The sequence below is a fragment of the Faecalibacterium sp. i25-0019-C1 genome (assembly GCF_042854225.1).
Classification (GTDB): Bacteria; Bacillota; Clostridia; order Oscillospirales; family Ruminococcaceae; genus Faecalibacterium; species Faecalibacterium taiwanense.
Genome location: NZ_AP031428.1, coordinates 483,072 through 506,460, shown reverse-complemented (window position 1 = coordinate 506,460; position 23,389 = coordinate 483,072). Strand labels below are relative to the sequence as shown.

At 56.7% G+C, this 23,389-nt stretch carries 18 protein-coding genes and 3 rRNA genes; 2 read left to right on the top strand and 19 right to left on the bottom strand.

Annotation, left to right across the window (positions count from 1 at the left end):
• Nucleotides 1–39 precede the first annotated feature (39 nt).
• The 7 genes from ACGHUK_RS02410 to ACGHUK_RS02380 all read right to left on the bottom strand — a co-directional run bounded on the left by ACGHUK_RS02410 (nt 40) and on the right by ACGHUK_RS02380 (nt 7,306).
• Nucleotides 40–528: a DNA-deoxyinosine glycosylase gene (locus tag ACGHUK_RS02410; protein ID WP_390574836.1), complete on the bottom strand. Its 489-nt coding sequence runs from the start codon at nt 526–528 to the stop codon at nt 40–42.
• Nucleotides 525–1,415, bottom strand: a complete 891-nt coding sequence (locus ACGHUK_RS02405; RefSeq protein WP_165853705.1) for an HAD hydrolase family protein — start codon at nt 1,413–1,415, stop codon at nt 525–527. The genes ACGHUK_RS02410 and ACGHUK_RS02405 overlap by 4 nt, the downstream gene beginning before the upstream one ends.
• Nucleotides 1,416–1,573: 158 nt before the next feature.
• Complete coding sequence (locus ACGHUK_RS02400) at nt 1,574–2,461, bottom strand: putative manganese transporter (RefSeq protein ID WP_390574834.1); 888 nt, start codon at nt 2,459–2,461, stop codon at nt 1,574–1,576.
• A gap of 520 nt (nt 2,462–2,981) precedes the next feature.
• The gene (locus tag ACGHUK_RS02395) at nt 2,982–3,752 is read right to left on the bottom strand and encodes a ThiF family adenylyltransferase (RefSeq protein WP_223388181.1); all 771 of its coding nucleotides are present in this window, start codon (nt 3,750–3,752) and stop codon (nt 2,982–2,984) included.
• Between the two features lie 13 nt (nt 3,753–3,765).
• Nucleotides 3,766–4,869, bottom strand: coding sequence for a tRNA 2-thiouridine(34) synthase MnmA (mnmA, locus tag ACGHUK_RS02390; RefSeq protein WP_154260822.1), 1,104 nt, complete (start codon nt 4,867–4,869; stop codon nt 3,766–3,768).
• Between the two features lie 68 nt (nt 4,870–4,937).
• The gene (locus ACGHUK_RS02385; RefSeq protein ID WP_390574829.1) at nt 4,938–6,371 is read right to left on the bottom strand and encodes a CCA tRNA nucleotidyltransferase; all 1,434 of its coding nucleotides are present in this window, start codon (nt 6,369–6,371) and stop codon (nt 4,938–4,940) included.
• On the bottom strand, nt 6,368–7,306 hold the full coding sequence (locus ACGHUK_RS02380; protein ID WP_097780953.1) for a ribonuclease Z: 939 nt from the start codon (nt 7,304–7,306) through the stop codon (nt 6,368–6,370). The genes ACGHUK_RS02385 and ACGHUK_RS02380 overlap by 4 nt, the downstream gene beginning before the upstream one ends.
• 121 nt (nt 7,307–7,427) lie before the next feature.
• Here ACGHUK_RS02380 and ACGHUK_RS02375 point away from each other — a divergent pair, with 121 nt between their 5' ends.
• Nucleotides 7,428–7,601 carry a hypothetical protein gene (locus ACGHUK_RS02375; RefSeq protein ID WP_154255902.1) on the top strand — a complete coding sequence of 58 codons (174 nt, stop codon included), beginning with the start codon at nt 7,428–7,430 and terminating at the stop codon, nt 7,599–7,601.
• A 45-nt stretch (nt 7,602–7,646) separates the two neighbouring features.
• Here the strand turns inward: ACGHUK_RS02375 and ACGHUK_RS02370 are convergent, their stop codons facing one another.
• From ACGHUK_RS02370 to rlmB, 4 genes are all read right to left on the bottom strand, one after another.
• On the bottom strand, nt 7,647–8,588 hold the full coding sequence (locus tag ACGHUK_RS02370) for an Ig domain-containing protein (protein ID WP_390574826.1): 942 nt from the start codon (nt 8,586–8,588) through the stop codon (nt 7,647–7,649).
• A gap of 227 nt (nt 8,589–8,815) precedes the next feature.
• The gene (rbr, locus tag ACGHUK_RS02365) at nt 8,816–9,355 is read right to left on the bottom strand and encodes a rubrerythrin (RefSeq protein ID WP_005941401.1); all 540 of its coding nucleotides are present in this window, start codon (nt 9,353–9,355) and stop codon (nt 8,816–8,818) included.
• A gap of 165 nt (nt 9,356–9,520) precedes the next feature.
• On the bottom strand, nt 9,521–12,241 hold the full coding sequence (locus ACGHUK_RS02360; protein WP_390574824.1) for a cell envelope biogenesis protein OmpA: 2,721 nt from the start codon (nt 12,239–12,241) through the stop codon (nt 9,521–9,523).
• 48 nt (nt 12,242–12,289) lie between these two features.
• Nucleotides 12,290–13,222, bottom strand: coding sequence for a 23S rRNA (guanosine(2251)-2'-O)-methyltransferase RlmB (gene rlmB, locus ACGHUK_RS02355; protein WP_120081351.1), 933 nt, complete (start codon nt 13,220–13,222; stop codon nt 12,290–12,292).
• A 723-nt stretch (nt 13,223–13,945) separates the two neighbouring features.
• Between rlmB and fba the strand changes: the two genes are divergently transcribed.
• Nucleotides 13,946–14,809, top strand: coding sequence for a class II fructose-1,6-bisphosphate aldolase (gene fba, locus ACGHUK_RS02350; RefSeq protein ID WP_005941384.1), 864 nt, complete (start codon nt 13,946–13,948; stop codon nt 14,807–14,809).
• A 92-nt stretch (nt 14,810–14,901) separates the two neighbouring features.
• Here fba and ACGHUK_RS02345 read toward each other — a convergent pair whose 3' ends face one another.
• The 8 genes from ACGHUK_RS02345 to ACGHUK_RS02310 all read right to left on the bottom strand — a co-directional run bounded on the left by ACGHUK_RS02345 (nt 14,902) and on the right by ACGHUK_RS02310 (nt 23,295).
• Entirely contained in the window at nt 14,902–15,570 is a 669-nt protein-coding gene (locus ACGHUK_RS02345) for a hypothetical protein (protein ID WP_291019458.1), read from the bottom strand.
• Entirely contained in the window at nt 15,563–15,895 is a 333-nt protein-coding gene (locus tag ACGHUK_RS02340; RefSeq protein WP_120081349.1) for a PadR family transcriptional regulator, read from the bottom strand. Before ACGHUK_RS02340 ends, ACGHUK_RS02345 begins: the two co-directional genes overlap by 8 nt.
• Before the next feature lie 166 nt (nt 15,896–16,061).
• Nucleotides 16,062–16,178, bottom strand: a 5S ribosomal RNA gene (rrf, locus tag ACGHUK_RS02335).
• Between the two features lie 128 nt (nt 16,179–16,306).
• Nucleotides 16,307–19,141: ribosomal RNA gene (locus ACGHUK_RS02330) — 23S ribosomal RNA — on the bottom strand.
• 267 nt (nt 19,142–19,408) lie between these two features.
• Nucleotides 19,409–20,919 (bottom strand): 16S ribosomal RNA (locus ACGHUK_RS02325).
• Together the 16S, 23S and 5S rRNA genes form the textbook arrangement of a ribosomal RNA operon.
• A gap of 543 nt (nt 20,920–21,462) precedes the next feature.
• Nucleotides 21,463–22,353 carry a CPBP family intramembrane glutamic endopeptidase gene (locus tag ACGHUK_RS02320; protein WP_390574820.1) on the bottom strand — a complete coding sequence of 297 codons (891 nt, stop codon included), beginning with the start codon at nt 22,351–22,353 and terminating at the stop codon, nt 21,463–21,465.
• On the bottom strand, nt 22,350–22,661 hold the full coding sequence (locus ACGHUK_RS02315; protein WP_005944222.1) for a heavy metal-binding domain-containing protein: 312 nt from the start codon (nt 22,659–22,661) through the stop codon (nt 22,350–22,352). The genes ACGHUK_RS02320 and ACGHUK_RS02315 overlap by 4 nt, the downstream gene beginning before the upstream one ends.
• Nucleotides 22,642–23,295, bottom strand: coding sequence for a MerR family transcriptional regulator (locus tag ACGHUK_RS02310; RefSeq protein ID WP_390574818.1), 654 nt, complete (start codon nt 23,293–23,295; stop codon nt 22,642–22,644). The genes ACGHUK_RS02315 and ACGHUK_RS02310 overlap by 20 nt, the downstream gene beginning before the upstream one ends.
• Nucleotides 23,296–23,389: the final 94 nt, after the last annotated feature.

Sequence of the window (23,389 nt, the reverse complement as noted above, 5' to 3'; positions counted from 1 at the left end):
AAAACGCAAGTCTTTCACGGATAATTTACAACCTGGCCATCATTTGTTGATCCACGGCAAGAGAGCCGCGCCCCAGATTTCGCGCAGCTTTTCCGGGCGGCAGGCAGCGTTTGCCGGGCTGGTGCTGGGCAGCTTTACCGCTGCAATGCCGGACACCGGCTGCAGATACTTTGTATAGATCCGGTATGCGGTGGCTCCGTTGCAGAATACTGCTTCGATGGGTGCCTTTTCCAGCAGAGCGGCAATATCATTCGGCACTGCATCCTTGATGGAAGCATCCGCTGCGCCGGTGATGGTGCAGCGTTCCAGCGTGTCCCAGAGGGCCAGCCCATGGCGCAGGATGATCTGCTTTTTGGCTTCAATGTCCTCACGGGCAGGCACCGGCTCACCGGTCAGCGCGGCCATCATGGGCCAGAAGCGGTTCTGCGGGTGGCCGTAGTAAAAGGCCATCTCCCGGCTTTTGGGGCTGGGCCATGTGCCAAGGATCAGCGCCCGGCTGTGTTCGTTATACACCGGTTCAAAGCTCATTGTCCGCCTGCACTTTCAATTTTATCCCAAGGCGAGCCAAGGTCGCGGCCGGACGGCTCTGCTCTGGGGCCGTCGAACCACAGCTCATCGATCAGGTCGGCAAGGCCGTCCTCCCGCACATCGCCAATGATGCGGTCGGCGGCAGCCTTTGCGTCCGGCGTGCCGTTTGCCATGCAGCAGCCAAGGCCCGCTGCCTTCAGCATGGCCACATCGTTGGCAGAATCGCCTGCCGCCACGGCATCGGCCAGTGTCAGGCCCATCTTTTCGCACAGGTCGGCAAGGCCCACGCCCTTGTCCATTCCACCGCGCACGATGTCGTAGTAGCACAGGCCGTCGGCATTCTGCGCGCCCACCTGCATCCAGTGCAGGCCCAGATGGCCGTACTTTGCCGCAAAATCTGCCACGTGCTCCGGCGGCACTGCCGCAAAGGCCGCGTGGGGCATATCGATCAGGTGGCGGTCCTGATCTTCGCCATCCACGCAGTCCAGCCCGATGCTGTTCATCTGCTGATAGCCCCTGTGCAGATATTCATACTCGCAGTAGGCGTAGCAGGCATCCCTGAAATTGAACTGCAGCGGATAGTTATAATCCTCGCAGAAATCCACCAGTGCGTACATTTCCTCAGCGGTGAGCGGGTGCTCGGCCACGATGCGGCCCTCGCGGTCCACCACACAGGCACCGTTGCAGGTGATGGCATAATCGAACCGGATGCCGCCCAGCTGGCCTTTGAGGTTGACGCACGGATACGCACGTCCGGTGCTGAGCACAAATCTGCCGCCTGCGGCCTGCAGCTTTTTGATGGCTTTTACCACCTTCTGACGCGGCTTGCCCTCGCCAAAGGGCACCAGTGTGTTGTCGTAATCGCTTGCCAGAATCTTATATTGCATTCTATTCTCCCCTATGGAACTGAGTTTTGTACCAGTATACCATACTTTTTTAAAATTGGGGTGCATTTGGGCATAAAAATAAGGCTACTGCACAGAATTCCATGCAATAGCCTTATTTTGTTTCACGATGCCGTTTTCTTTGCAGCTTCTTCTCGGGATCACGCAAACACGGCCACGACCACCTGCATTGCCACGCCGAGGAATGCGCCTGCACCCCATGTCAGGCCGGTGATGAACAAGTTCTGCTTCCACGAAGGATTGGTGCGCCACAGCACCGCAAGGCCCACGCCTGCACCGGTGCAAAGGCCCGCTACCAGACTGGAAAAGCGCAGAGCACCCTCCACATACAGCTGGGTCAGCAGCACGCTGGCGGCGCAGTTGGGGATCAGGCCCACCAGTGCGGCCACTACCGGCTGGAAGAAGCCCATGCTGCCCAGAAGGTCTGCAAACACATCTTCGCCCACGCCTTCCACGATCAGGCCGAACACCAGACTGAACGCCAAAATGAACACAAAAATCTCCAGCGTGTGGCGCAGGGCCGCTTTCCAGATGGGGGCGGGCTTGCCCTCTTCGTCGTTGTGCTCCTCGTGACAGTCCACCTCGTCGGCATGGCCGGTGTAGCCGCCGCGCAGCGATTTGGGCAGCACGCCGCGCAGCACAAAATCCAGCACAAAGCCCACCACAATGGCGTATACCACCTTGATGACCATGAGCACAGCCAGCTTATTCCAGTAGGCCGGCATGGATACCAGCAGCGGGATGGCTTCGTCGCTGGTGGCAAGGTAGACGGCCATCAGGGTGCCCAGCGTGATGACGCGGGAGGAGTAGAAGTTGGACGCAATGGCCGAGAAGCCGCACTGCGGCACACAGCCCAGCACCGCGCCCGGAATCGCGCCCCAGCGCCCGCCGCCTGCCAGCAGTGCTTCAATGCGCTCACCGTGGCGGGTCTCGATATACTCGATCAGAAGATAAGCCAGAAACAGGAAGGGCAGCATCTTGGCGGTATCCACCAGAGATTCGCCCAGAACATCCAGAAACAGTTCCATATACGCTCCTAAAAACGACCGTTCGTCGCTTCATTTTAGTAAATTGCAAATTGGTTGCATTTTTGAACAGGGATGATTATACACGATATTCTCTCCAATTGCAATACCAAATTGCAAATTGATTGCAAATTTATATTATGGAACGCTGCAGCGCGTAAAAAGCGCGATCTTAAATGGTCTCCGCTGATGCTCTGACCATTTTCAGCGGAATTATTATTTTATTTCGCAATTCTGGAAAATCTGCGGATTTTCCAGAATTGCCTTTTCACGGGAGGAGTCATAACCGAAAGCGGAAGCTGCCGCGCTGGTTTTCTGCGGAAACATTCACGCGGCGGAATTAACGTTCTGCCCGCAAGCACAAGCCTTTCCTCCACGACCCCCGCCCATGAAAATGGGGTCCAGAAACACCCGCAGGCGTTTCTGGACCCCAAAATCAAAAATATAATTTCCTTAGCTTATGCGCAAAGCAACGCGGAGCGCATTCAAAATCGTCCCACACAGCAGGAGTCTGCCTTTTGTTTTACCCCTTCATTGGCACAAAGCCCACAAGGTCTTTTACCACCTCGCCGCCGATGATCAGGCCGGCCACCGAGGGCACAAAGGCATTGGAGCCCGGCACCGAACGGCGCTGGGTGCACTTGCGCTGGGTGCCCGGAGGGCAGATGCAGTGATACTTGCAGCTGATGTCGTCATCCTCGATGGGGGTCATGGCAGGCTCCTTGGAGTAGACCACCTTCAGGTGCTTGATTTTGCGCTTGCGGCACTCGGTGCGCATCACCTTGGCCAGCGGGCAGACCGAGGTCTTGTAGATATCGGTCACTTCAAAGCGGGTCGGGTCCATCTTGTTGCCTGCGCCCATGGAGCAGATGATGGGGGTGCCTGCCTCCTTGCACTTCATCACCAGCGCCAGCTTTCCGGTAACGGTGTCAATGGCATCCACCACATAGTCGTACTGGGTAAAGTCGAACTGGTCCTGTGTTTCCGGGCCAAAGAAGCACCGGTGGGTGGTCACCCTGATGTCCGGGTCAATGTCGTGGATGCGCTGCGCAGCCACATCTACCTTATATTGCCCTACCGTGCTGCGGGTGGCGATGATCTGGCGGTTGAGGTTGGTCAGGCAGACCTTATCATCATCGATCAGATCCAGTGCCCCCACGCCGCTGCGCGCCAGCGCTTCCACCGTGTAGCCGCCCACGCCGCCGATGCCGAACACCGCCACGCGGGAATTGTGCAGTTTTTCCATAGCTTCCGCGCCCAGCAGCAACTGCGTGCGGGAATACTGATTTTGCATTTTGTTCTCCTTGTTACTTTTCCACTCTCGTAATGGTGCCGCCGCCCAGCACGGTGTCGCCCTGATACAGCACCACGGCCTGACCGGGCGTAGGGGCGCGCTGGGGCTGGTCAAATTCCAGCCGGAAGCCGCACTCCGCCGGGTAGACGGTGGCGGCCTGCTCCACCTGGTGGTACCGGGTGCGGGCTGTGACCCGCAGCGGCCCGGTCAGCTCCGGAATGGCGATCCAGTTCACCTCGTCCGCATACACGATGCGGTCGAACAGCATCTCCTCCGGCCCTACCGTGACGGTGTTTGCCTGCATGTCCTTGCCGCAGACGTACACAGGTGCCCCCATGGCAAGGCCCAGCCCCTTGCGCTGGCCGATGGTGTACCGCACCGCGCCGTTGTGGGTGCCCACCACCCTGCCGCTCTCGTCCAGAAAATCACCTGCCGGGTAGTGTTTGCCGGTGAAGTCCTCCATAAAGCGGGCATAGTCGCCATCCGGCACGAAGCAGATGTCCTGACTGTCGTGCTTGCGGGCATTGACAAATTTGTGCTGCTCCGCGATCTCGCGCACCTCAGTCTTGTGCAGGCCGCCCAGCGGCAGACGGATATGCGCCAGCTGCTCCTGAGTGAGGTTGTAGAGCACGTAGCTCTGGTCCTTGCCCTCGTCCAGCCCCTTTTTGAGCAGGAAACGGCCGGTGGCCTCGTCCTGCTCCACCCGGGCATAGTGGCCCGTGACCACATACTCCATGCCGTGTGCCCGGGCCCAGTCCAGCAGATGGCGGAACTTCATATATTTATTGCAGTCGATGCAGGGGTTCGGCGTGCCGCCCGCCTCATACACGCGGACGAATTTTTCAATGATCTGTTCCCGGAAGTCAGCCGTGAAATCCAGCACCTCGTACGGGATATCCATGGCAAACGCCACCTCTGCCGCGTCCTCGATGTCCTTTTCCGAGCAGCAGGTGTGAAAGCCGGACTGTCCCAGCGTTTCGTTGCGGGTGAGCCGCATGGTGATGCCGGTGCAGTCATAGCCTGCCTGCTGCATGAGCCATGCCGCCACCGAACTGTCCACGCCGCCGCTCATGGCAATGAGGGCACGCGGCTTTGAATCAGGGGTCTGTGTGGTCATAAGTTCTCCTTTGGTGCATTCAACACACTAAAACAGTAGTATAATAGTAACTCTGAAAAAAGAGCTTGTCAAGACGCAGCGAGCTGCTGCACTGCGGCCAGCAGGGCTTGCCGCTCGTTGGGATATTCTTCCCGGATCACACCGTCCAGCAGCGCTTCCAGCACTTTGCGGATGCCCGGCCCCGCCGGGACGCCTGCCGCCATCAGGTCGCGGCCATTCACAGCCAGCTGGCTGACGCGGCAGCATACGCCGTCCGCGTCCAATTGTTCGGCCAATTCGGAAAGTGCAGCAAAATCAGCCGCCCGTTCCGGCTGCAGGGCTGTGCCCAGTGCAGCAATGCGCTGCACGGTACACAAGTTATATTTGCCCAGTAGTCGGCGGGCGTAGATAGTAAAGTCGGGTGTGACGGTAGTTTCTCTGAGGACCGTCCGCTGGGGTGGGACCCTGTTGCCGAAGGCAATAGGGCTGGCGATGGAATGGCCTGCAACAGCAACGACCGCCGCCAGTGGCGGAAACAGGAAGTTGCTGTTGGGACAGCGGCCAGCAGGATGCGAGTGCTGCTCAAAGCACGAAGCATCCGCTGGGTGCCGCAACCCGTACTCGTGTCCGAAGAGAAAGCTACCGTCACGCCTTCTGGCTTCCCGCACCAGCACCGCCGTTTCCTCAATACAGGCATTGGAGCAGCGCAGGCGCCTGAGGGTGCGGCGGGTGCCGTCCTCGCCAAGGCTCAGCAGCAGCGCCGCCAGACGGACGGGCAGAGCCTGCTCCCCCGCCGGGCAGGCATCCACCACCGGCTTTGCCGCCGCCAGTGCCTCCGATGAAAGCTCCGGCAGAATAACAAGCAGTATTTTTTTGTCAAGATATGCCGCAGGGGCGGGTGCGGCCAGCAGTTTAGCAAGCTCTTCCTCGATGCGCTCCACCGATACGCAGTCCAGATGGGCACACAGCTCCTGTGCCGCCTGCGCCGTGGGCGGGTCGATGGCAAAGCCAAACCGGGCTGCGAAGCGGTACAGCCGCAGGATGCGCAGCGCGTCCTCGGTGAACCGCTGGCGGGGCACACCCACCGCCCGTACGATGCCGCTTTGCAGGTCGGCCTGCCCGCCAAAGGGGTCCACAAGGCCCTCTTTTTCATTGTAGGCCATGGCGTTGATGGTAAGATCCCGCCGGGCCAGATCCTCCCGCACATCCGGCACAAAGTGCACCTCGTCCGGGTGGCGGCCATCTGTGTAGGTGCCTTCTGTACGGAAGGTGGTGATCTCGTAAAGGGCACCGCTCTGCTTCACCGTTATCGTGCCGTGCTGCAGGCCGGTGGGGATGCACCGCTGCGCGCCGAACAGCTCCATCACCTGCTGCGGCAGAGCACTGGTGCACAGGTCCCAGTCGTGCGGTGTAAGGCCCAGCAGACTGTCCCGCACGCAGCCGCCCACCACGTAGGCTGCATAGCCCGCCCTGTGCAGGGTGTCCAGCAGCTCTGCCGCACCCTCGTCCATCCGGATGGTCATGGCTGTGCCTCCTCGTACTGCAGGGTGATGCTTTTGCCGTCAAAGCCGCACTCCGCCGCCGGGAAGATGCTCTGTGCCTGCGCGGCATATTCCTCCGGGTCGGTGATCATGGGGGAATAATGGGTCAGCCAAAGGCGCTTTGCCCTCGCCTGCGCGGCAAGGGATGCGCTCTGCCCAAAGGTGCTGTGCCCCCACTGACGGGCCTGGTCTTCCTGCTCCGGAAGGGCATAGGTGGCATCGCATATCAGCAGGTCTGCGTCATGCGCCGCCTGCAAATAATACGGGCAGGGGGCCGTATCGCCGGAAAATACCACGCTCAACCCCTTGCGTGGGGCGCCCAGCACCTGCGCAGGCTGCACCGTTCTGCCCTCCACGGCAACGCTCTGCCCTTTCTGCAGCAGCTTCCATTGCTGCACCGGCACCCCCAGCGCCCGGGCCTGCTCCGGCGAGAATTTGCCTGCACGGGGCAGCTCCAGCCGGTAGCCAAGGCTTTTTACCCGGTGCTTTGTGGCAAACGGCACCAGCCGCGCACCGGCAGGCCATCCCTCGCTCAGCGCATCCAGCGCCAGCGGCTGGCCCGGCATAAGCACCTGCGGCTTCACCGGATAGGGCAGCGGGCCGGTCAGTGCCCGCACCGCCGCCCAGATATCCGGCAGGCCCTCCGGACCCAGCAGCGCAAGCGGCCTTGTGCGGCCCTGCGCCCCCAGAGTCTGCAAAAGGCCCGGCAGACCAAAGATGTGGTCGCCATGGTAGTGGGTCAGGCAGATGGCATCTGCCCGCATCAGGTTCACGCCTGCCCGGTGTGCCGCTGCCTGCGTACCCTCGCCGCAGTCCCACAGCAGGCCGTGACCGCCGCAGGCAGCAAACGCCGCCGAGAGTGCCCGGTCCGGCAGTGGCATGGTAGCCGCAGTGCCCAGCAGTGTAATGGTCAGCATAAAATCGTTCTCCCTGCACAATGTATCTCTTAAGGTTTTATTGTACCACAGCCGGGCCGGTTGCACAATCGGTGCCTGCGGCGCATAGGATGGCCCAGCACAGCAAAAAGGGGGCAGCTGGATGAGACGCAAAAAAGGGGATCCTTTTTCCGGCAGGCCGCACAGCGGCCTTGGATGGGTGCTGCTGCTCGCCGCACTGGCCCTGTTTCTGCTGGCCGGTGCGCCCGGCTGCATGGCCCAGCGGATGGCGTGGTCTGCCCGGGGAACGATGATCTTTCTGCCCAGCGGGTTTTGAAAAAATGGGAGCATCCTGCTGCACAGAACACTCCCATTTTTCTTTTTATTTTCCATCCGAATAGGGCAGCTGGCCGGTCAGGGTCAGCGTTTCGGCAAGCTCGTCCTCCGAGCGGAACCGCCACGCCGCCGCTCCCACGGCCACATAGCAGGCATCGGCACGACCCTCCGGTGTAACGGCAAGGATCATCGTTTCACCGTCGCCCACCGCCGTTACCATGCCATCCGCACTCACAGTTGCCACGCCCGGATTGCTGCTGATCCATGTCATCGTTCCGTTTTTGGCGCCTGCAGCCTGCGCGGTCAGCTTCTGACTGGCTCCCACTGCCTGCAGCAACATGGCATTTTTGCTCATCTGCACCCGTCCGATCTCCGATGTGACCGTTACCGTGCAGCGCAGCACCTGCCCGGCTGTGGTCAGTGCGCTGATGACGGCCTTGCCGGACCCCTGCGCCTTTACGGTACCGTTTGTGCTTACCGATGCCACCGCCGGGTTGCTGCTGACCCACTGCCGCACATAGGTAAACCCGCCTTTGTTCTGTTCCAGCTTCAGCTGTTTCGTCGGGGCAGGCTCCTGCTCTGTAATGGTAAGCGTCAGATCGCTGGTGTTCAGCACCAGGCGGCTGGCTGTGCTTTTGCGCACCGTGATGGTACAGGTGGTCTTTTCGCCGCGCTCATTGCGGGCCGTGACGGCCGCAGTGCCCTCGGCATGGCCGGTCACCTTGCCAGTGCCGTCCACCGATGCCACTGCCGGATCACTGGAAGTCCAGATCAGAAAGAAGTAGTCGTTGGGTGCCTGCACATTCAGGTAGGCCACCGGGGCCGGGTCTCCTTCGGTGATATCCAGCGTCAGTTCGGCAGTGTCCAATGTCATGCCGCTGTCCGGCAGCGGCTGCTCCTGCGCAGCATAGGCCGACAAGGCCCCGGCTGCAAACAGTTCTGCGCACAGCACCACTGCACAAACACACGCTTTGAACCCCTGCTTCATGGGCTTTGCCCTCCCCGCCTGCTTTGCTGCAAGATCCTTTAAATATTCCTGTCTCCGTATTATTTTACACGCAGTGCAAAACCGGGTCAAGTTTTTTGCCCATTCTGCCGGGCAGCTGAGCCTTATTTTGTGGAGAATAATAAAATCCGCTTTTCAATTTTGTACAAAACGCCGCCGCACCCGGCAAACCGGATGCGGCGGCGCTGTTCTGCTTTTGAATTTTCCGCTTAGTAGTTGATCTTTTTCAGCTCAAAGTAGCTCTGCGGATGTGCGCACACCGGGCACTTGAGCGGTGCGGACTTGCCGATATATGTGTAGCCGCAGTTCCGGCACTGCCATACCTGCTGCTCCTCGCGGGCAAAGACCTTGTTGTTTTTCAGGTTTTCGGCCAGCGCACGGTAGCGCTCCTCGTGCTCCTTCTCGATCTGTGCCACCATGGTGAACAGTGCTGCGATCTGAGGGAAGCCCTCTTCTTTGGCCTCCTTGGCCATGCGGGGGTACATCTCGGTCCACTCGTCGTGCTCACCGCCTGCTGCCATGTCCAGACAAGTCAGGGTATCGGGGATCGCGCCGCCGCACAGCAGCTTGAACCAGATCTTTGCGTGCTCCTTCTCATTGCCGGCGGTCTCCTCAAAGATCGCGGCCAGCTGCTCGTAGCCTTCTTTTTTTGCCATGCTGGCAAAGAAGGTGTACTTGTTGCGTGCCTGGCTCTCGCCTGCAAACGCTTCCATCAGATTTTTCTCGGTTTTGGTACCCTTCAGTTCCATGATGCTCTCCTTTCAAAAACGGATCTTCTGTCAGGATCGACCGATCCTGGCTCTATCATTCAGCCCGGCGGTAATTTTTTCGCCTGCGGCTCAGGTTCTGAACAGAGTATACCATATTTTTTGATGGAAATCAAGAATAATTCCTATTTATTATGAGAACATTTCTCAGTTATGCTGTTTCAGTGCACACACAGCAATGCTCAGGGCGCTCCACGCTGCCTGATACATCAGCACCGTTGCCACCGAAAGCTCCCAGATGCTGCCCGCACTGGTGAGCAGCGCTGCAATGATAATGGAGAACAGCACCGAGACCATCTGTACCGTGGTGGCGCTGCTCTCGGCGTTCTGGGCCTGATCCGCAGCCTGCAGGCCGCCGGTCAGGCTGGCAAACGCCTTGAGATGGATCATGCAGCAGGTGTCCTCCGGGTCTTCCGGTGCGGCCTTGATGGCGTTGCACTGCTCCTGATCCAGCACGGTGATCATGCCTTCCGGCAGGCGGTATGCTTCGGTAATGTGGTGTGCAGTCAGACTGGGGTCCTGGCATGTGACCAGCAGGCGGATGTTCTCCTTTTGCAGCACGGCAAGGCCGCGGGCCACATTGCGCCCGCCCACATATTTCAGCACGAACATAGCGTGCAGATTGCCGGACACAGCCAGATACAAAATTTGCAGCTCGCCGTTCTTCGAGTGCTGCATCTCGTATTCCTCGTCCGGCAGCGGCACGCCCTCCTGCTCCAGATAGCGGCGGGTACCAATGAGGATGCGGTTGTTATCGCACCAGGCGGAAAAGCCCAGCCCATGGTGCTGCTCCAGATCCTTGACCGGGAACAGGATGTCTGTGCGTTCCTCAACGATCTGGCGGAACAGCCCCTTCAGGGTGCCGTGGCTCTCGTTCAACACGCTGGCCGCGTACAGGATGGCGCGGTCGATGCGGCCGCCCTTGAAGATGCGGATATCCTCCAGCTGTGCGCTGTCGGCGGTGAACAGGTCGTCTGCATCGATCTGCAGCGTATCAATGCCGCCCAGCTGCTCAATGGCCTGCCAACCGGGCACGACTGCGCCCACAGCCGCAGCCGCACGCTGCAGCCGTAGCGAGGCAACGCCCGCGATCAGAGTAGAAGAAAGCGGTGCGCCCATGCACAGCACAGCGGCCATGGCAGCCGCCGCTTTGTTCCAGCCGGCACCTGCCAGCAGGAACAGCACACCGCTGAGCAGGGCAACGCCCAGCAGGATGTACGAAACTTTGCGTGCACGGCGCTCGCTTGCGCGTTCACTCAAGCTCTGCTCCACAAAGCCGTCAGCTTCCTTCATCGGGCGGCTCAGCAGCACCCAGGGGTCCTTCTGTTCCAGATCCCGTGCAAGGGCACGCAGCAGGTCTTTGTCCTTGGCGCGGTAGGCGCCCTCGAACTCCACACCATTGGTCACCAGCTCATAGCCGCCCTTGACAGCAGCCAGCATCACCCGGCTGCCCAGCAGCGCAAGGAACAGCCCCAGCGCGGCCATGCCGCTGAGCAGCGAGATGCCGGTGGTGCCGCGGTAAACATTTGCGTTCAGCATGGCTGTAACCGCCTGCACCAGCGCTGCTACTGCGGCCAGCGCCGGCATCGTCTCGGAAGAAGACCGTCCGCGCAGGCCGTTCAGGCCGTCGCGCAGCACCGGGAAGCCCACGCACAGGCTTGCTGCCAGCAGCAGCAGGTTTGCACCATAGAATGCCGCCGGGGCAGCATCCGGGTCCAGCGCCGCCATGGCGGGCAGCAGCCCATCCGACACCAAACCAAAATGCAGCAGCACCACAGCCAGAATGCCGCCCAGCACGCAGCGCAGCGTCAGCTCTGCACTCATACGGTGCAGCTTATCCACCGTAGCCTCCGGCTCGGGCAGCTCCGTTTCGGCATGTTCCTCCGGAGACACCGCGTCCTCCGCCTCAGCTTTCAGTTCCGGCTGTGGCGCAGCGGGTGCCTTCTCCGGTGCCTGCTGCGGCTCTTCACCGTCCAGCGGCAGCAGCGGCAGGCTCATAGTGTCCTCTTTTGCGGCAGGCTCCTCTGCCGGGGCCAAAGGTGCCTGCGGTGCGTCCTCGCTCTGCGCCTTGCCAAAGAAATCGGCCACCGGCTGCTCCGTTTTTTCCGGCTGCGGCACAGGTTCCGGCTGCAGCTCCGGTGCCGTCTCCTTTACCGCTGCAAACACAGCCGCGGGCAGCGGTGCACCGGACGGTTTCTTTTTGCTTTCAGCCGGTTCAGTTTCTGCTGCCGGGGCTGCTTCGGCCCTCGGTGCAGGCTTTTCCGGCTTCTGGTCGCTCAGGCCGTTGATCATCGCCTTGAGCTGTGCCATCTCCTGCTGCTCCTGCTCTTCCTGCGGCAGCAGCACCTCCGGCGCATTCTTGGGGTGCCGGAGAGGCTTTGCCGTGCTGTGCTGCTCTGCGGGTCTTGCCGCCGGGACAGCGCTCTGCCGGGGTGTTTCCGGCTTCACTGCCGCCGGGGGTTCCGCCGTTTGCGGTGCAGATTTTTCCTCCGGCTTTTTGGCGGGTGCTTCCGGCTGTGCATCCTCTGCTTCCTTCTCCAGAAAAGGCCACGGGGCCAGTTCCTGTTCCGGGTCTGCCTCCGGCTTCAGCATCAGTTCCAGATCCGCTTCCGGTTCCGGCTGCGCATCCTCACCCAGCCGCACCTCACCGGTGGGCATTTCCTGCGGCTGCTCTGCTGCAGCTTCGTCAGTCTCCTGCTTTTCCTTACCACGGCCAAACAGGCCAAACCGTTTCTGCGGCTTTTCCTCCGGCTGGTTTTCGTCTCTCCGGGTCATCTCCTCCGGGATATCCACCGCCGTGGTGCTGAAAAAGGAGCGGAACTTTTCATCCGGGGTCATTTCCCGGCCATTATTTTTATCTTTCGGCATTCTTGTCCCTCCTGTAATTCAAATTGAGGTTCCGGCCCGAATGCCGGATCATGCCTGCTGTGCTGCGCGCTGGGACTGGATCTCGTACAGAATAATGCCCGCAGCCACCGACACGTTGTAGCTGTCCACACCGGTGCCCGGTGCTGCCATATCCAGCCGCACCACACCGTCGCACAGCTTTTTCACCAGCTGCGAAACACCGCTGCCCTCGCTGCCCAGCACCAGTGCAATGGGGCCGGTCAGGTTGTTCCTGCGCAGAGACACGCCGTCCATATCGGCGCAGTAGACGAACACACCCTGCTCCTTCAGGCGGCGGATGGTCTCGCCGATGTTGGCCACACGAGCCACCGGCAGGCGTTCTGCGGCACCTGCGCTGGACTTGATGACGGTAGGCGTGACCGATGCGCCGCCGCGCTTTGGGATCACGATGCCATGCGCACCGCACAGCAGAGCACTGCGCATCACGGCACCCAGATTGTGCGGGTCTTCAATGCCATCGCTCAGCACCAGAAAAGGTGCCTCGCCCTTGTCCTTGGCTGCTGCCATCAGGTCGTCTACCGTCACGTATTCGATCTCGCTGGCAAATGCCGCCACACCCTGATGGCTCTCGGTGCCGGTCATCAGGCGCAGCTTGTTAGGGTGCACCCGCTTCACCGTGGCACCCGCTTCCTTTGCCAATGCGGTATAGTAAGCCGCCACGGCCGGAGCCATGCCCTCAGCAATGAGCACGGTGTCCACGCCGGAACCGCTTTTCAGCAGTTCGGTCACCGGATTTTTGCCATAAACAAGGCTCTCGTTCTTCTGCAGCGGCTCTTCCGGGCTGCGGCGCGGACGGCGCGGCTGGTTCTTTTCTTCCATGATGATTTTCTCCTTCCGTTGTATCACCGGAAGGTGCTGTGCACACCCTCCAAAAGGCGCGCCGCACTCTGGGCCGCGCACCGGTATGATCTGAAGATGATAACTCATCTTGAAGTATAGCATAAGCCGACCTTGTTTGCCAGCAAATTACCGTTTTTTATCCGCGTCCTGCAAAAGTTTTTCTGTTCGTGGTGCCGGAGACCGTTTCCTCTTTTTTGCAGAAATGTTCTGCCGCCCTGCATCAGCTTTACCCGGCTGCTGGGTAGATATCCCTCTGTTTTGCCGGAGAAAAAAGTTTTCCACAAAAACGCGGTATACAATCCGTAGAAGAGCGATTATTTTTCCACATGTTGAAAACCCTGTGGAGAAAGTTCAAAAGTCCAGCTTTAAAGCCTGTTTTGCCTGTGGAATTCCACACTTTCCACAAGGTTTTCCACTTTTTGGTTCGACCTTTTTTGATTTCCTGCGTACAATTTGTAGAATACAAGTCGGAAATATGACAATTTTTTGAACTGCATCCTGTCCGCTTTTGCCAAATTGCCCAATATCATTTTGACGAATGTGGATCTGTGTTGAAAATCCGTCCTTCATCAAGCTTTCTGTCTTTCGGCCGCTCGTTGCGCATTATATGGAAATTTGTTGCATTCTATCGAATATACGCGCTTCTGGCAGTAACCCCCTGCACCCTGCCAGAAACAGAATCCCCGCATTGTTACAGGAAAAACACCGGTTTGGATTGATTTTGGCCGCTGTTTGGGGTATACTAATTCTGTAGGTTCGTTAAACCGTGCACAAAGCGGATATGAAACGAGCAAGACCCCAATGATTTTGTGGAGGTAATGAATAATGTTGGTAAATGCAACCGAAATGCTGATCAAAGCACGTGATGGCCACTACGGTGTGCCTCAGTTCAACATCAACAATCTGGAGTGGACCAAGTCCGTTCTGACCGCCTGCGAGGAAATGAAGAGCCCTGTGATTCTTGGTGTTTCCGAGGGTGCCGGCAAGTACATGACCGGTTTCAAGACCGTCGCTGCCATGGTCAGCGCAATGGTCGATTCCATGGGCATCACCGTTCCTGTTGCCCTGCATCTGGATCACGGCACCTATGAGGGCTGCAAGGCCTGCATCGAGGCCGGCTTCTCTTCCATCATGTTCGATGGCAGCCACTACTCCATCGAGGAGAATGTGGAAAAGACCAAGGAGCTGGTTGCTCTGGCACACGCTAAGGGCCTGAGCATCGAGGCCGAGGTCGGTTCCATCGGCGGTGTCGAGGACGGCGTTGTGGGTGCCGGCGAGATCGCAGACCCCGAAGAGTGCGCAAAGATCACTGCTCTGGGCATTGACTTCCTGGCTGCCGGCATCGGCAACATCCATGGTGTCTACCCGGCAAACTGGAAGGGTCTGGACTTCGAGGCTCTGGACCGCATCCACAAGGCCACCAATAACATTCCTCTGGTCCTGCACGGCGGCACCGGCATCCCCGACGAGATGATCGCAAAGGCAATCAGCCTGGGCGTTTCCAAGATCAACATCAACACCGAGTGCCAGCTGGTGTTTGCTGAGGCCACCCGCAAGTACATCGAAGAGGGCAAGGATCAGCAGGGCAAGGGCTTCGACCCCCGCAAGCTGCTGGCTCCCGGCGCAAAGGCCATCGAGGCCAAGTGCAAGGAGAAGATTGAGCTGTTCGGCTGCGCAGGCAAGGGCTAAGCAGAAGCTCGTATCGTAACCGGTACACCACCCAATAAAGTATGCGCCCCCGCTGCACCGTTATGCACAGTGCAGCGGGGGCGCTTTTTACTTTATATGCGAGCACTCAGACGCGGGTCTTTTCCATATCTCCAAAAATGTATTGCATACAGTCCTGCACCCAGAAGCAGGCAAAAAATCGAATAGCTAAGGATCGGAAGCCGCAGCAGTACGATCTTACCCGCGATCTGGGTAAAGAACCAGCCCGTTCCATACAGAGTCACGATATAAAGCACCAGCCATGTAGCATATTTCAGCCAATGCTCTCGTGGCGGAAAGCCTACCTGCTCCATCATCCGGCGGAACAGTGCGCAAAAAACCGTCACTGCAACAACAAGCTGCATCAGATAGCCTACAGAAAGTTCAAAAACCCAATCACCAATTACCGGGTAAAGCAGCAGCCCTTCCACGCCCCACTCAAAGAAGAAATACAGCGGTGCAACAAACCAGAAGTAATCCGCAGCTCTCAGTGTTTTCAAACATGGCTTGACCTCCTCTACAAAGGTTTTTGCATCCGAAATCGAATCGAACAGTTCCTGATTTTCTGCATTGGCTTGGATGGAAATATCAAGCAGATCGCTGCACACAAGTTCAATGCCGCAGAAATCCCAGCTGACCCGGCGAAGATACCGGATCACATCTTTCAGCTGCTCCTGGCTTTTTTCGTTCAGCAGCTTTGTACGCATCCGATTTGCCTTTCGCAACGCAAAATACTTATTCATATGGCTCCTCCTTAAAAATTTTCTCCACCAGCTGGCAGAGCTGATACCAATCCTGCCGAAACTCAAGAAGTGCCTTTCGACCTTCTTCAGTTACAATATAATATTTCCGGCTCGGCCCCTTAGGGGAAGGTCTGCGTTCTACTGTAACCTTTCCTTGCTGCTCCAGCCGCAGCAGCAGCGGATAAAGCGTGCTTTCACTCAAGTCAGAAAACCCGACCTGTTTTAGATGCATCACGATCTCATAGCCATAGGTCGGCTCTCTGCTAATGAATTTCAGAACACAGAATTCCAAAACGCCCTTGAGCAATTGTGTGTTGTTTTCCACTGGATACCTCCTTTTGCCTATTATGTAATACATAGTAGCTTATCTATATTGTATTGCATAGTAGTATTTTTGTCAAGTCCTGTCCTGTTATCATTTCGACCAAAATCCGCTCCATATTTTTGTGCAACAAAAAAGCCCTGAGATTTCTCTCAGAGCTTTCTGTTCAAGTCGGCGACTACCTATTTTCACGCGCCGTTTCCAGCGAACTATCTTCGGCACAAGTGAGCTTAACTTCTGTGTTCGGAATGGGAACAGGTGGAACCTCACCGTCATCGACACCGACCGATCTGACTGAACCAGTATAACATGTTTGTCGTACTTTGTCCAGTATTTCTTAGAAGGACGTGCCTTCAAAACTGAATAATCACTGCTTACATTTTTTCGTTGACTCTTAAGAGTCTCAAGCGAATTGTGGTCAAGCCCTCGACCTATTAGTACACGCTTGCTGAATGGATCGCTCCACTTACACATCGTGCCTATCAACCTTGTAGTCTTCAAGGGGTCTTACTTGTTTAAAACAATGGGATATCTTATCTTTGGGTCGGCTTCACGCTTAGATGCTTTCAGCGTTTATCCGATCCGTACATAGTTGCCCAGCTATGCTCTTGGCAGAACAACTGGTGCGCCAGAGGTACGTCCGCTCCGGTCCTCTCGTACTAGGAACAGCTCCCATCAAATATCCTGCGCCCACGACAGATAGGGACCGAACTGTCTCACGACGTTCTGAACCCAGCTCGCGTACCGCTTTAATTGGCGAACAGCCAAACCCTTGGGACCGAATACAGCCCCAGGATGCGATGAGCCGACATCGAGGTGCCAAACCTCCCCGTCGATGTGGACTCTTGGGGGAGATCAGCCTGTTATCCCCAGGGTAACTTTTATCCGTTGAGCGATGGCATTTCCACTCACATACCACCGGATCACTAACTCCAACTTTCGTTACTGCTCGACCCGTCAGTCTCGCAGTTAGGCTCGCTTCTGCGTTTGCACTCTTTTGCTTGATTTCCGTTCAAGCTGAGCGAACCTTTGAACGCCTCCGTTACTCTTTAGGAGGCGACCGCCCCAGTCAAACTGCCCACCTAACAATGTCCCCCGCCTTGATTCAAAGGCGCAGGTTAGAATTCCAATATCGCAAGGATGGTATCCCAACGGCCACTCCACAAGCGCCAAAGCACCTGCTTCCCAGTGTCCCATCTATCCTGTGCATGCAACATCGAAACCCAATATTAGGCTACAGTAAAGCTCCATGGGGTCTTTCCGTCTTGTCGCGGGTAACCGGCATCTTCACCGGTACTACAATTTCGCCGGGCGGGCTGTTGAGACAGTGCCCAAATCATTACGCCTTTCATGCGGGTCAGAACTTACCTGACAAGGAATTTCGCTACCTTAGGACCGTTATAGTTACGGCCGCCGTTCACTGGGGCTTCGATTCAATGCTTGCACATCTCCTCTTAACCTTCCAGCACCGGGCAGGCGTCAGCTCGTATACGTCATCTTTCGATTTAGCACAAACCTGTGTTTTTGGTAAACAGTTGCTTGGGCCGATTCTCTGCGGCTGCATTGCTGCAGCACCCCTTCTCCCGAAGTTACGGGGTCAATTTGCCGAGTTCCTTAACAACCCTTCTCCCGTTGGCCTTAGAATCTTCTTCCTACCTACCTGTGTCGGTTTGCGGTACGGGCACCGCAGAAATTCACACAGCTTTTCTCGCCATCTTCCATCTCAGACTTCGGTACTAACTTCCCTCGATCGCTACCGGAACCAACACCCGGCTCCGAGACTTCATATGTGTCCCTGTGTTTAACTCTTTTGGTGGTGACGGAATCTCTACCGTCTGTGCATCGGCTACGCCGTTAGGCCTCACCTTAGCTCCCGACTAACCTGGAGCGGACGAACCTTCCTCCAGAAACCTGAGGCTTTCGGCCATGCAGATTCTCACTGCATTCGCGCTACTCATTCCGGCATTCTCACTTCTATACACTCCACAGCCGCTTGCGCTACTGTTTCACCGCGTATACAACGCTCCCCTACCCAGCATGTAAACATGCTGCCTAAGCTTCGGTGTCAGGTTTAGCCCCGTTAAATTCTCCGCGCAAAGACGCTCGACCAGTGAGCTATTACGCACTCTTTGAATGAGTGGCTGCTTCTGAGCCAACATCCTGGTTGTCTACGTATCTTCACATCGTTTTCCACTTAACCTGACTTTGGGACCTTAGCTGTAGATCTGGGCTGTTTCCCTTTTGACAATGACATTTATCTGACACTGTCTGACTCCCAAGCATCAATACTCTGGCATTCTGAGTTTGATAAGCTTCGCTAACCTCTCGGCCGCTAGGCTATTCAGTGCTTTACCTCCAGGTATCTAACTTGAGGCTAGTCCTAAAACTATTTCGGGGAGAACCAGCTATCTCCGGGTTCGATTGGAATTTCTCCGCTACCCACAGTTCATCCGCCGCCTTTTCAACGGAGGTCGGTTCGGTCCTCCATGGAATTTTACTTCCACTTCAACCTGACCATGGGTAGGTCACCCGGTTTCGGGCCCATTATATGCAACTTAACGCCCTTTTCAAACTCGCTTTCGCTTCGGCTCCAGACCTTAAGTCCTTAACCTTGCTGCATACAATCGCTCGCCGGACCGTTCTACAAAAAGTACCCTATCACGCTTTGACGCGCTCTAGGTGCTTGTAGGCACAGGGTTTCAGGTTCTTTTTCACTCCCCTCCCGGGGTGCTTTTCACCTTTCCTTCACAGTACTATACGCTATCGGTCACTGGGTAGTATTTAGGGTTGGAGGGTGGTCCCCCCGTATTCCGACCAGGTTTCACGTGTCTGGCCGTACTCTGGAATTCGCTCGGCTCTTGTCGTTTTCACCTACGTGGTTCTCACACTCTCTGACCGGCCTTCCCATGCCGTTCGGTTAACAACTTAAGTCCTAAATGCGCTCCGTACCCCGAAAGTATTTCTACTCTCGGTTTGCCCTCTTCCGCGTTCGCTCGCCACTACTTACGGAATCTCGTTTGATGTCTCTTCCTCGCCCTACTTAGATGTTTCAGTTCAGGCGGTTCCCTCGATATACCTATTTTAAAGTTCAGTATAACGTACCTGAGTATGAACCCAGGTGAGTTTCCTCATTCAGAAATCTCCGGATCAATGCTTATTTGCAGCTCCCCGAAGCTTATCGCAGCTTATCACGTCTTTCATCGGCTCCCAGTGCCAAGGCATTCGCCCTGCGCCCTTGTTCGCTTGACCTTTCAAACGTTCTCTTGGAACATTTGGTATCCTCTTGATTCTCTCTTGCCAACGAAGATTATTGTTACCCTTCCTTTTGAAATTGTAATATTTCTTAAAAAAGAACTTACTATAATCTTTGTTTCGCAGTTATTATTCAGTTTTCAAGGTACGTCTTTGAGTTCCCTTTTCAGGGCCCTCAAAATCGAACAATATCTACTCTGCTTGTTTGTTGCCTGTCCAAGGACTGTCCATCTTTTGATGTCCTGTCCTTGCCTGACTCCTTAGAAAGGAGGTGATCCAGCCGCAGGTTCTCCTACGGCTACCTTGTTACGACTTCACCCCAATCACCAGTTTTACCTTCGGCGGCGTCCTCCTTGCGGTTAGACTACCGACTTCGGGTCCCCCCGGCTCTCATGGTGTGACGGGCGGTGTGTACAAGGCCCGGGAACGTATTCACCGTGGCATGCTGATCCACGATTACTAGCAATTCCGACTTCGTGCAGGCGAGTTGCAGCCTGCAGTCCGAACTGGGACGTTGTTTCTGAGTTTTGCTCCACCTCGCGGTCTTGCTTCTCTTTGTTTAACGCCATTGTAGTACGTGTGTAGCCCAAGTCATAAAGGGCATGATGATTTGACGTCATCCCCACCTTCCTCCGTTTTGTCAACGGCAGTCTGGCCAGAGTCCTCTTGCGTAGTAACTGACCATAAGGGTTGCGCTCGTTGCGGGACTTAACCCAACATCTCACGACACGAGCTGACGACAACCATGCACCACCTGTCTCCTTGCTCCGAAGAGATTACATATTTCTATGTCTGTCAAGGGATGTCAAGACTTGGTAAGGTTCTTCGCGTTGCGTCGAATTAAACCACATACTCCACTGCTTGTGCGGGCCCCCGTCAATTCCTTTGAGTTTCAACCTTGCGGTCGTACTCCCCAGGTGGATTACTTATTGTGTTAACTGCGGCACTGAAGGGGTCAATCCTCCAACACCTAGTAATCATCGTTTACGGTGTGGACTACCAGGGTATCTAATCCTGTTTGCTACCCACACTTTCGAGCCTCAGCGTCAGTTGGTGCCCAGTAGGCCGCCTTCGCCACTGGTGTTCCTCCCGATATCTACGCATTCCACCGCTACACCGGGAATTCCGCCTACCTCTGCACTACTCAAGAAAAACAGTTTTGAAAGCAGTTTATGGGTTGAGCCCATAGATTTCACTTCCAACTTGTCTTCCCGCCTGCGCTCCCTTTACACCCAGTAATTCCGGACAACGCTTGTGACCTACGTTTTACCGCGGCTGCTGGCACGTAGTTAGCCGTCACTTCCTTGTTGGGTACCGTCATTATCTTCCCCAACAACAGGAGTTTACAATCCGAAGACCTTCTTCCTCCACGCGGCGTCGCTGCATCAGGGTTTCCCCCATTGTGCAATATTCCCCACTGCTGCCTCCCGTAGGAGTCTGGGCCGTGTCTCAGTCCCAATGTGGCCGTTCAACCTCTCAGTCCGGCTACCGATCGTCGCCTTGGTGGGCCGTTACCTCACCAACTAGCTAATCGGACGCGAGGCCATCTCAAAGCGGATTACTCCTTTTCCCTCTGTGCCATGCGGCACCGTGGGCTTATGCGGTATTAGCAGTCGTTTCCAACTGTTGTCCCCCTCTTTGAGGCAGATTCCTCACGCGTTACTCACCCGTTCGCCACTCGCTCGAGAAAGCAAGCTCTCTCTCGCTCGTTCGACTTGCATGTGTTAGGCGCGCCGCCAGCGTTCGTCCTGAGCCAGGATCAAACTCTTTATAAATGATATTTATCACTTAAAAGTGTTAAATCTTGTTCGCTCAGCACGCAATCGCTTGCGTCCTGTGTGAATTACTTTTGGAATTGTTTTTAGTGTTTTTCCAAACACTTAAAAGGTTCCTTACAAGTTTTTCGATATTGTTCAATTTTCAAGGTCCTGTGCGCCTCAGCCTTGCGGCTGACGACCTGTTTATTTTACCACCGAGGTGGTTTTTTGTCAAGCCTTATTTTTTAGAAGCTTTTGAACTTTCTGAACTTGGACATCTAAGAAGTTTCTCAGAACAAACTGGAACTTTTCAGCGTCTATTGGTTCTTTTCAAGGGCTTCCTGCTGAGGCTTCGGAAGTCATTCTTTTGCCTCAGCGCTTGGCGCTCAAGTATAATACCACACCCCCCGCCTCCTTGTCAACACTTTTTGACAGATTTTTTCCATTCTTTTTTGCGTGCACCCCAAAACAGCAGCAGGCCGCAGGAAAAACTGCGCCGCAGCTGCATTGCAGCTGCGGCGGCAAAAGCGGAAGAGTCCTCTCCCGGAAGTATTCAGGTTTTCAGGATCTTCGCAGGGTCAGCCAGACTGCAGCAGCCAGCATGGGCAGCATTCCGATCAGGCCAATGGGTGCCGGACCCAATACATTGTAATAGCTGTCTGCCGGGTTCGTCAAAACCACAAACAGCGCTGCCACCGCATTGAACGCGCCGTGCGCAATGGACGGCACCCAGATGCACCCAGTCTTTTCATAGAGCCAGTCCAACAGGGTATTGAGCGCAAAGCAGACTATGCACCACACGAAAAGGCCCAGCACTGGCGCGCCCAAGTAGTTGGTGCCGTATTCGTAGCCTACCAGCAGCATCAGCGGCCAGTGCCAGACACCCCAGATCACGCCGCCCAGCAGGCGGCCGTTGAGCAGGCCGAGCTGCTTCTTCAGGTGAGGCATCATATACCCGCGCCATCCGGCTTCCTCGCCCAAAGCTGCGAACATATTGATGACCGGAGCCAGCGTGACCGCAAACAGACCTGTTTCCAGCATGTAGCTGAGGTTGGATACGCCCAGCTCCCTGCGCAGGGTCTGAGCGTCCATCTCGCCGCCGTAGGCCGCTGTCAGCCAGCTGCCGGAGAGGTCCAATCGATGCGGGAACACCGCAAAATAGAGCACTGCGGCCAGCACCGTAAATACCGCCGGGCCGAACCACGCCGCCAGCCAGTAGCGGCGCTTGCCCTGCACCTTCCAGCCGATGCCGGTGGGCTGGCGCAGAAAGACCTTTTGTACCAGCAGCACCGCCAGCAGCGGGCAGAGCATGGTGGCGACCAGCGCCAACTGATACAGCACGGCATTCTGCTTTTGCAGCAGCACCATGCAGCCGCCGACCTGACACAGCCATGCCAGACCAAATGCTAACAGGAAATAAAGGCCGAAGCCCTGCTTTTCTTTTGTGGTCATACGAACTTCACCGCCGTTCCATAAGCAATGACCTCTGCCGCGCCCTGCATGACGCTGGCGGAAGCGTAGCGCATCCCTACAACTGCATCCGCTCCAAGGGCCTCTGCATCCTTGACCATGCGTCCTGTGGCGATCTGCCGGGCTTCGGTGAGCATATCCGCGTAGTCGGTCACTTCACCGCCCACCAGCGTGCGGAACCCCGCCATCAGATCGTGGCCCAGATTGCGGCTCTGCACCGTGCTGCCGCGCACCACGCCCAGCGCTTCCAGCTTTTTGCCGGGCACTTCGTTAATAGTTACGATAAGCATCTTCTTCTCCCTTTCCGATCTCTTCAATGCGTTCCAGCAACACCTTCAGCGTGCCCACGATGCACCCCACCGGGATGCCGAACAATACGATGAGCAGCGGCAGCGGCGGCGCTTCCTGCGGGTCGCTGTAAAAGGCCCACGCCATCGTTGCGATCACAAAAGCCATCAGCGCCACAAAAAGGGCAGCGCCGATGCAGGCACCGCGGATGCGCTCGCCTTTTCGGTCTGTGCGTTCAATGTTCACAAAGGTCACTCCCTGTTTCTCCCGTGCAGCAAGGCGCGCAAGCGTCTGCTCCACATCCAGTTCTTCAAGGTTTCCGGAAGCCTTTTCCAATACGGTACAGAAGCCGATGGCTTCGTCCAGATCCTTGCGGCGGGTGCTCAGACGTTCCAGCTGCTGGGCCATTCCCTCGGCCAGCGTCTTCTGCCCTTCCAGCATTTCCCGGATCTCGGCCAGCGGCACATCCAGCTTGCGCAGCAGCTTGATGCGGCGCAGGCGTTCCACGTCCGCCTGCGAGTAGCTGCGGTAGCCGTTGCCCGGCTCGCGGCTGGGGGTAATGAGCCCCTCCTCCTCGTAAAAGCGGATGTTCTTTTTGGTCACGCCCACAGCGGCTTCCACTTCGTTGATCTTCATGGTTCCGGTGCCTCCTTACGTGCCTATGTTACACCTTCCAGAAAGGGGAAGGTCAATAGATTTTAATAGAAAAGTGAGACTCCCCCAGTCTGCT

Bases quoted from the DNA above. Each gene is read 5' to 3' on its own strand.
- ACGHUK_RS02410 (WP_390574836.1), bottom strand. From the start codon at position 528: ATGAGCTTTGAACCGGTGTATAACGAACACAGCCGGGCGCTGATCCTT.
- ACGHUK_RS02405 (WP_165853705.1), bottom strand. From the start codon at position 1,415: ATGCAATATAAGATTCTGGCAAGCGATTACGACAACACACTGGTGCCC.
- ACGHUK_RS02400 (WP_390574834.1), bottom strand. From the start codon at position 2,461: ATGGAACTGTTTCTGGATGTTCTGGGCGAATCTCTGGTGGATACCGCC.
- ACGHUK_RS02395 (WP_223388181.1), bottom strand. From the start codon at position 3,752: ATGCAAAATCAGTATTCCCGCACGCAGTTGCTGCTGGGCGCGGAAGCT.
- mnmA (WP_154260822.1), bottom strand. From the start codon at position 4,869: ATGACCACACAGACCCCTGATTCAAAGCCGCGTGCCCTCATTGCCATG.
- ACGHUK_RS02385 (WP_390574829.1), bottom strand. From the start codon at position 6,371: ATGACCATCCGGATGGACGAGGGTGCGGCAGAGCTGCTGGACACCCTG.
- ACGHUK_RS02380 (WP_097780953.1), bottom strand. From the start codon at position 7,306: ATGCTGACCATTACACTGCTGGGCACTGCGGCTACCATGCCACTGCCG.
- ACGHUK_RS02375 (WP_154255902.1), top strand. From the start codon at position 7,428: ATGAGACGCAAAAAAGGGGATCCTTTTTCCGGCAGGCCGCACAGCGGC.
- ACGHUK_RS02370 (WP_390574826.1), bottom strand. From the start codon at position 8,588: ATGAAGCAGGGGTTCAAAGCGTGTGTTTGTGCAGTGGTGCTGTGCGCA.
- rbr (WP_005941401.1), bottom strand. From the start codon at position 9,355: ATGGAACTGAAGGGTACCAAAACCGAGAAAAATCTGATGGAAGCGTTT.
- ACGHUK_RS02360 (WP_390574824.1), bottom strand. From the start codon at position 12,241: ATGCCGAAAGATAAAAATAATGGCCGGGAAATGACCCCGGATGAAAAG.
- rlmB (WP_120081351.1), bottom strand. From the start codon at position 13,222: ATGCTATACTTCAAGATGAGTTATCATCTTCAGATCATACCGGTGCGC.
- fba (WP_005941384.1), top strand. From the start codon at position 13,946: ATGTTGGTAAATGCAACCGAAATGCTGATCAAAGCACGTGATGGCCAC.
- ACGHUK_RS02345 (WP_291019458.1), bottom strand. From the start codon at position 15,570: ATGAATAAGTATTTTGCGTTGCGAAAGGCAAATCGGATGCGTACAAAG.
- ACGHUK_RS02320 (WP_390574820.1), bottom strand. From the start codon at position 22,353: ATGACCACAAAAGAAAAGCAGGGCTTCGGCCTTTATTTCCTGTTAGCA.
- ACGHUK_RS02315 (WP_005944222.1), bottom strand. From the start codon at position 22,661: ATGCTTATCGTAACTATTAACGAAGTGCCCGGCAAAAAGCTGGAAGCG.
- ACGHUK_RS02310 (WP_390574818.1), bottom strand. From the start codon at position 23,295: ATGAAGATCAACGAAGTGGAAGCCGCTGTGGGCGTGACCAAAAAGAAC.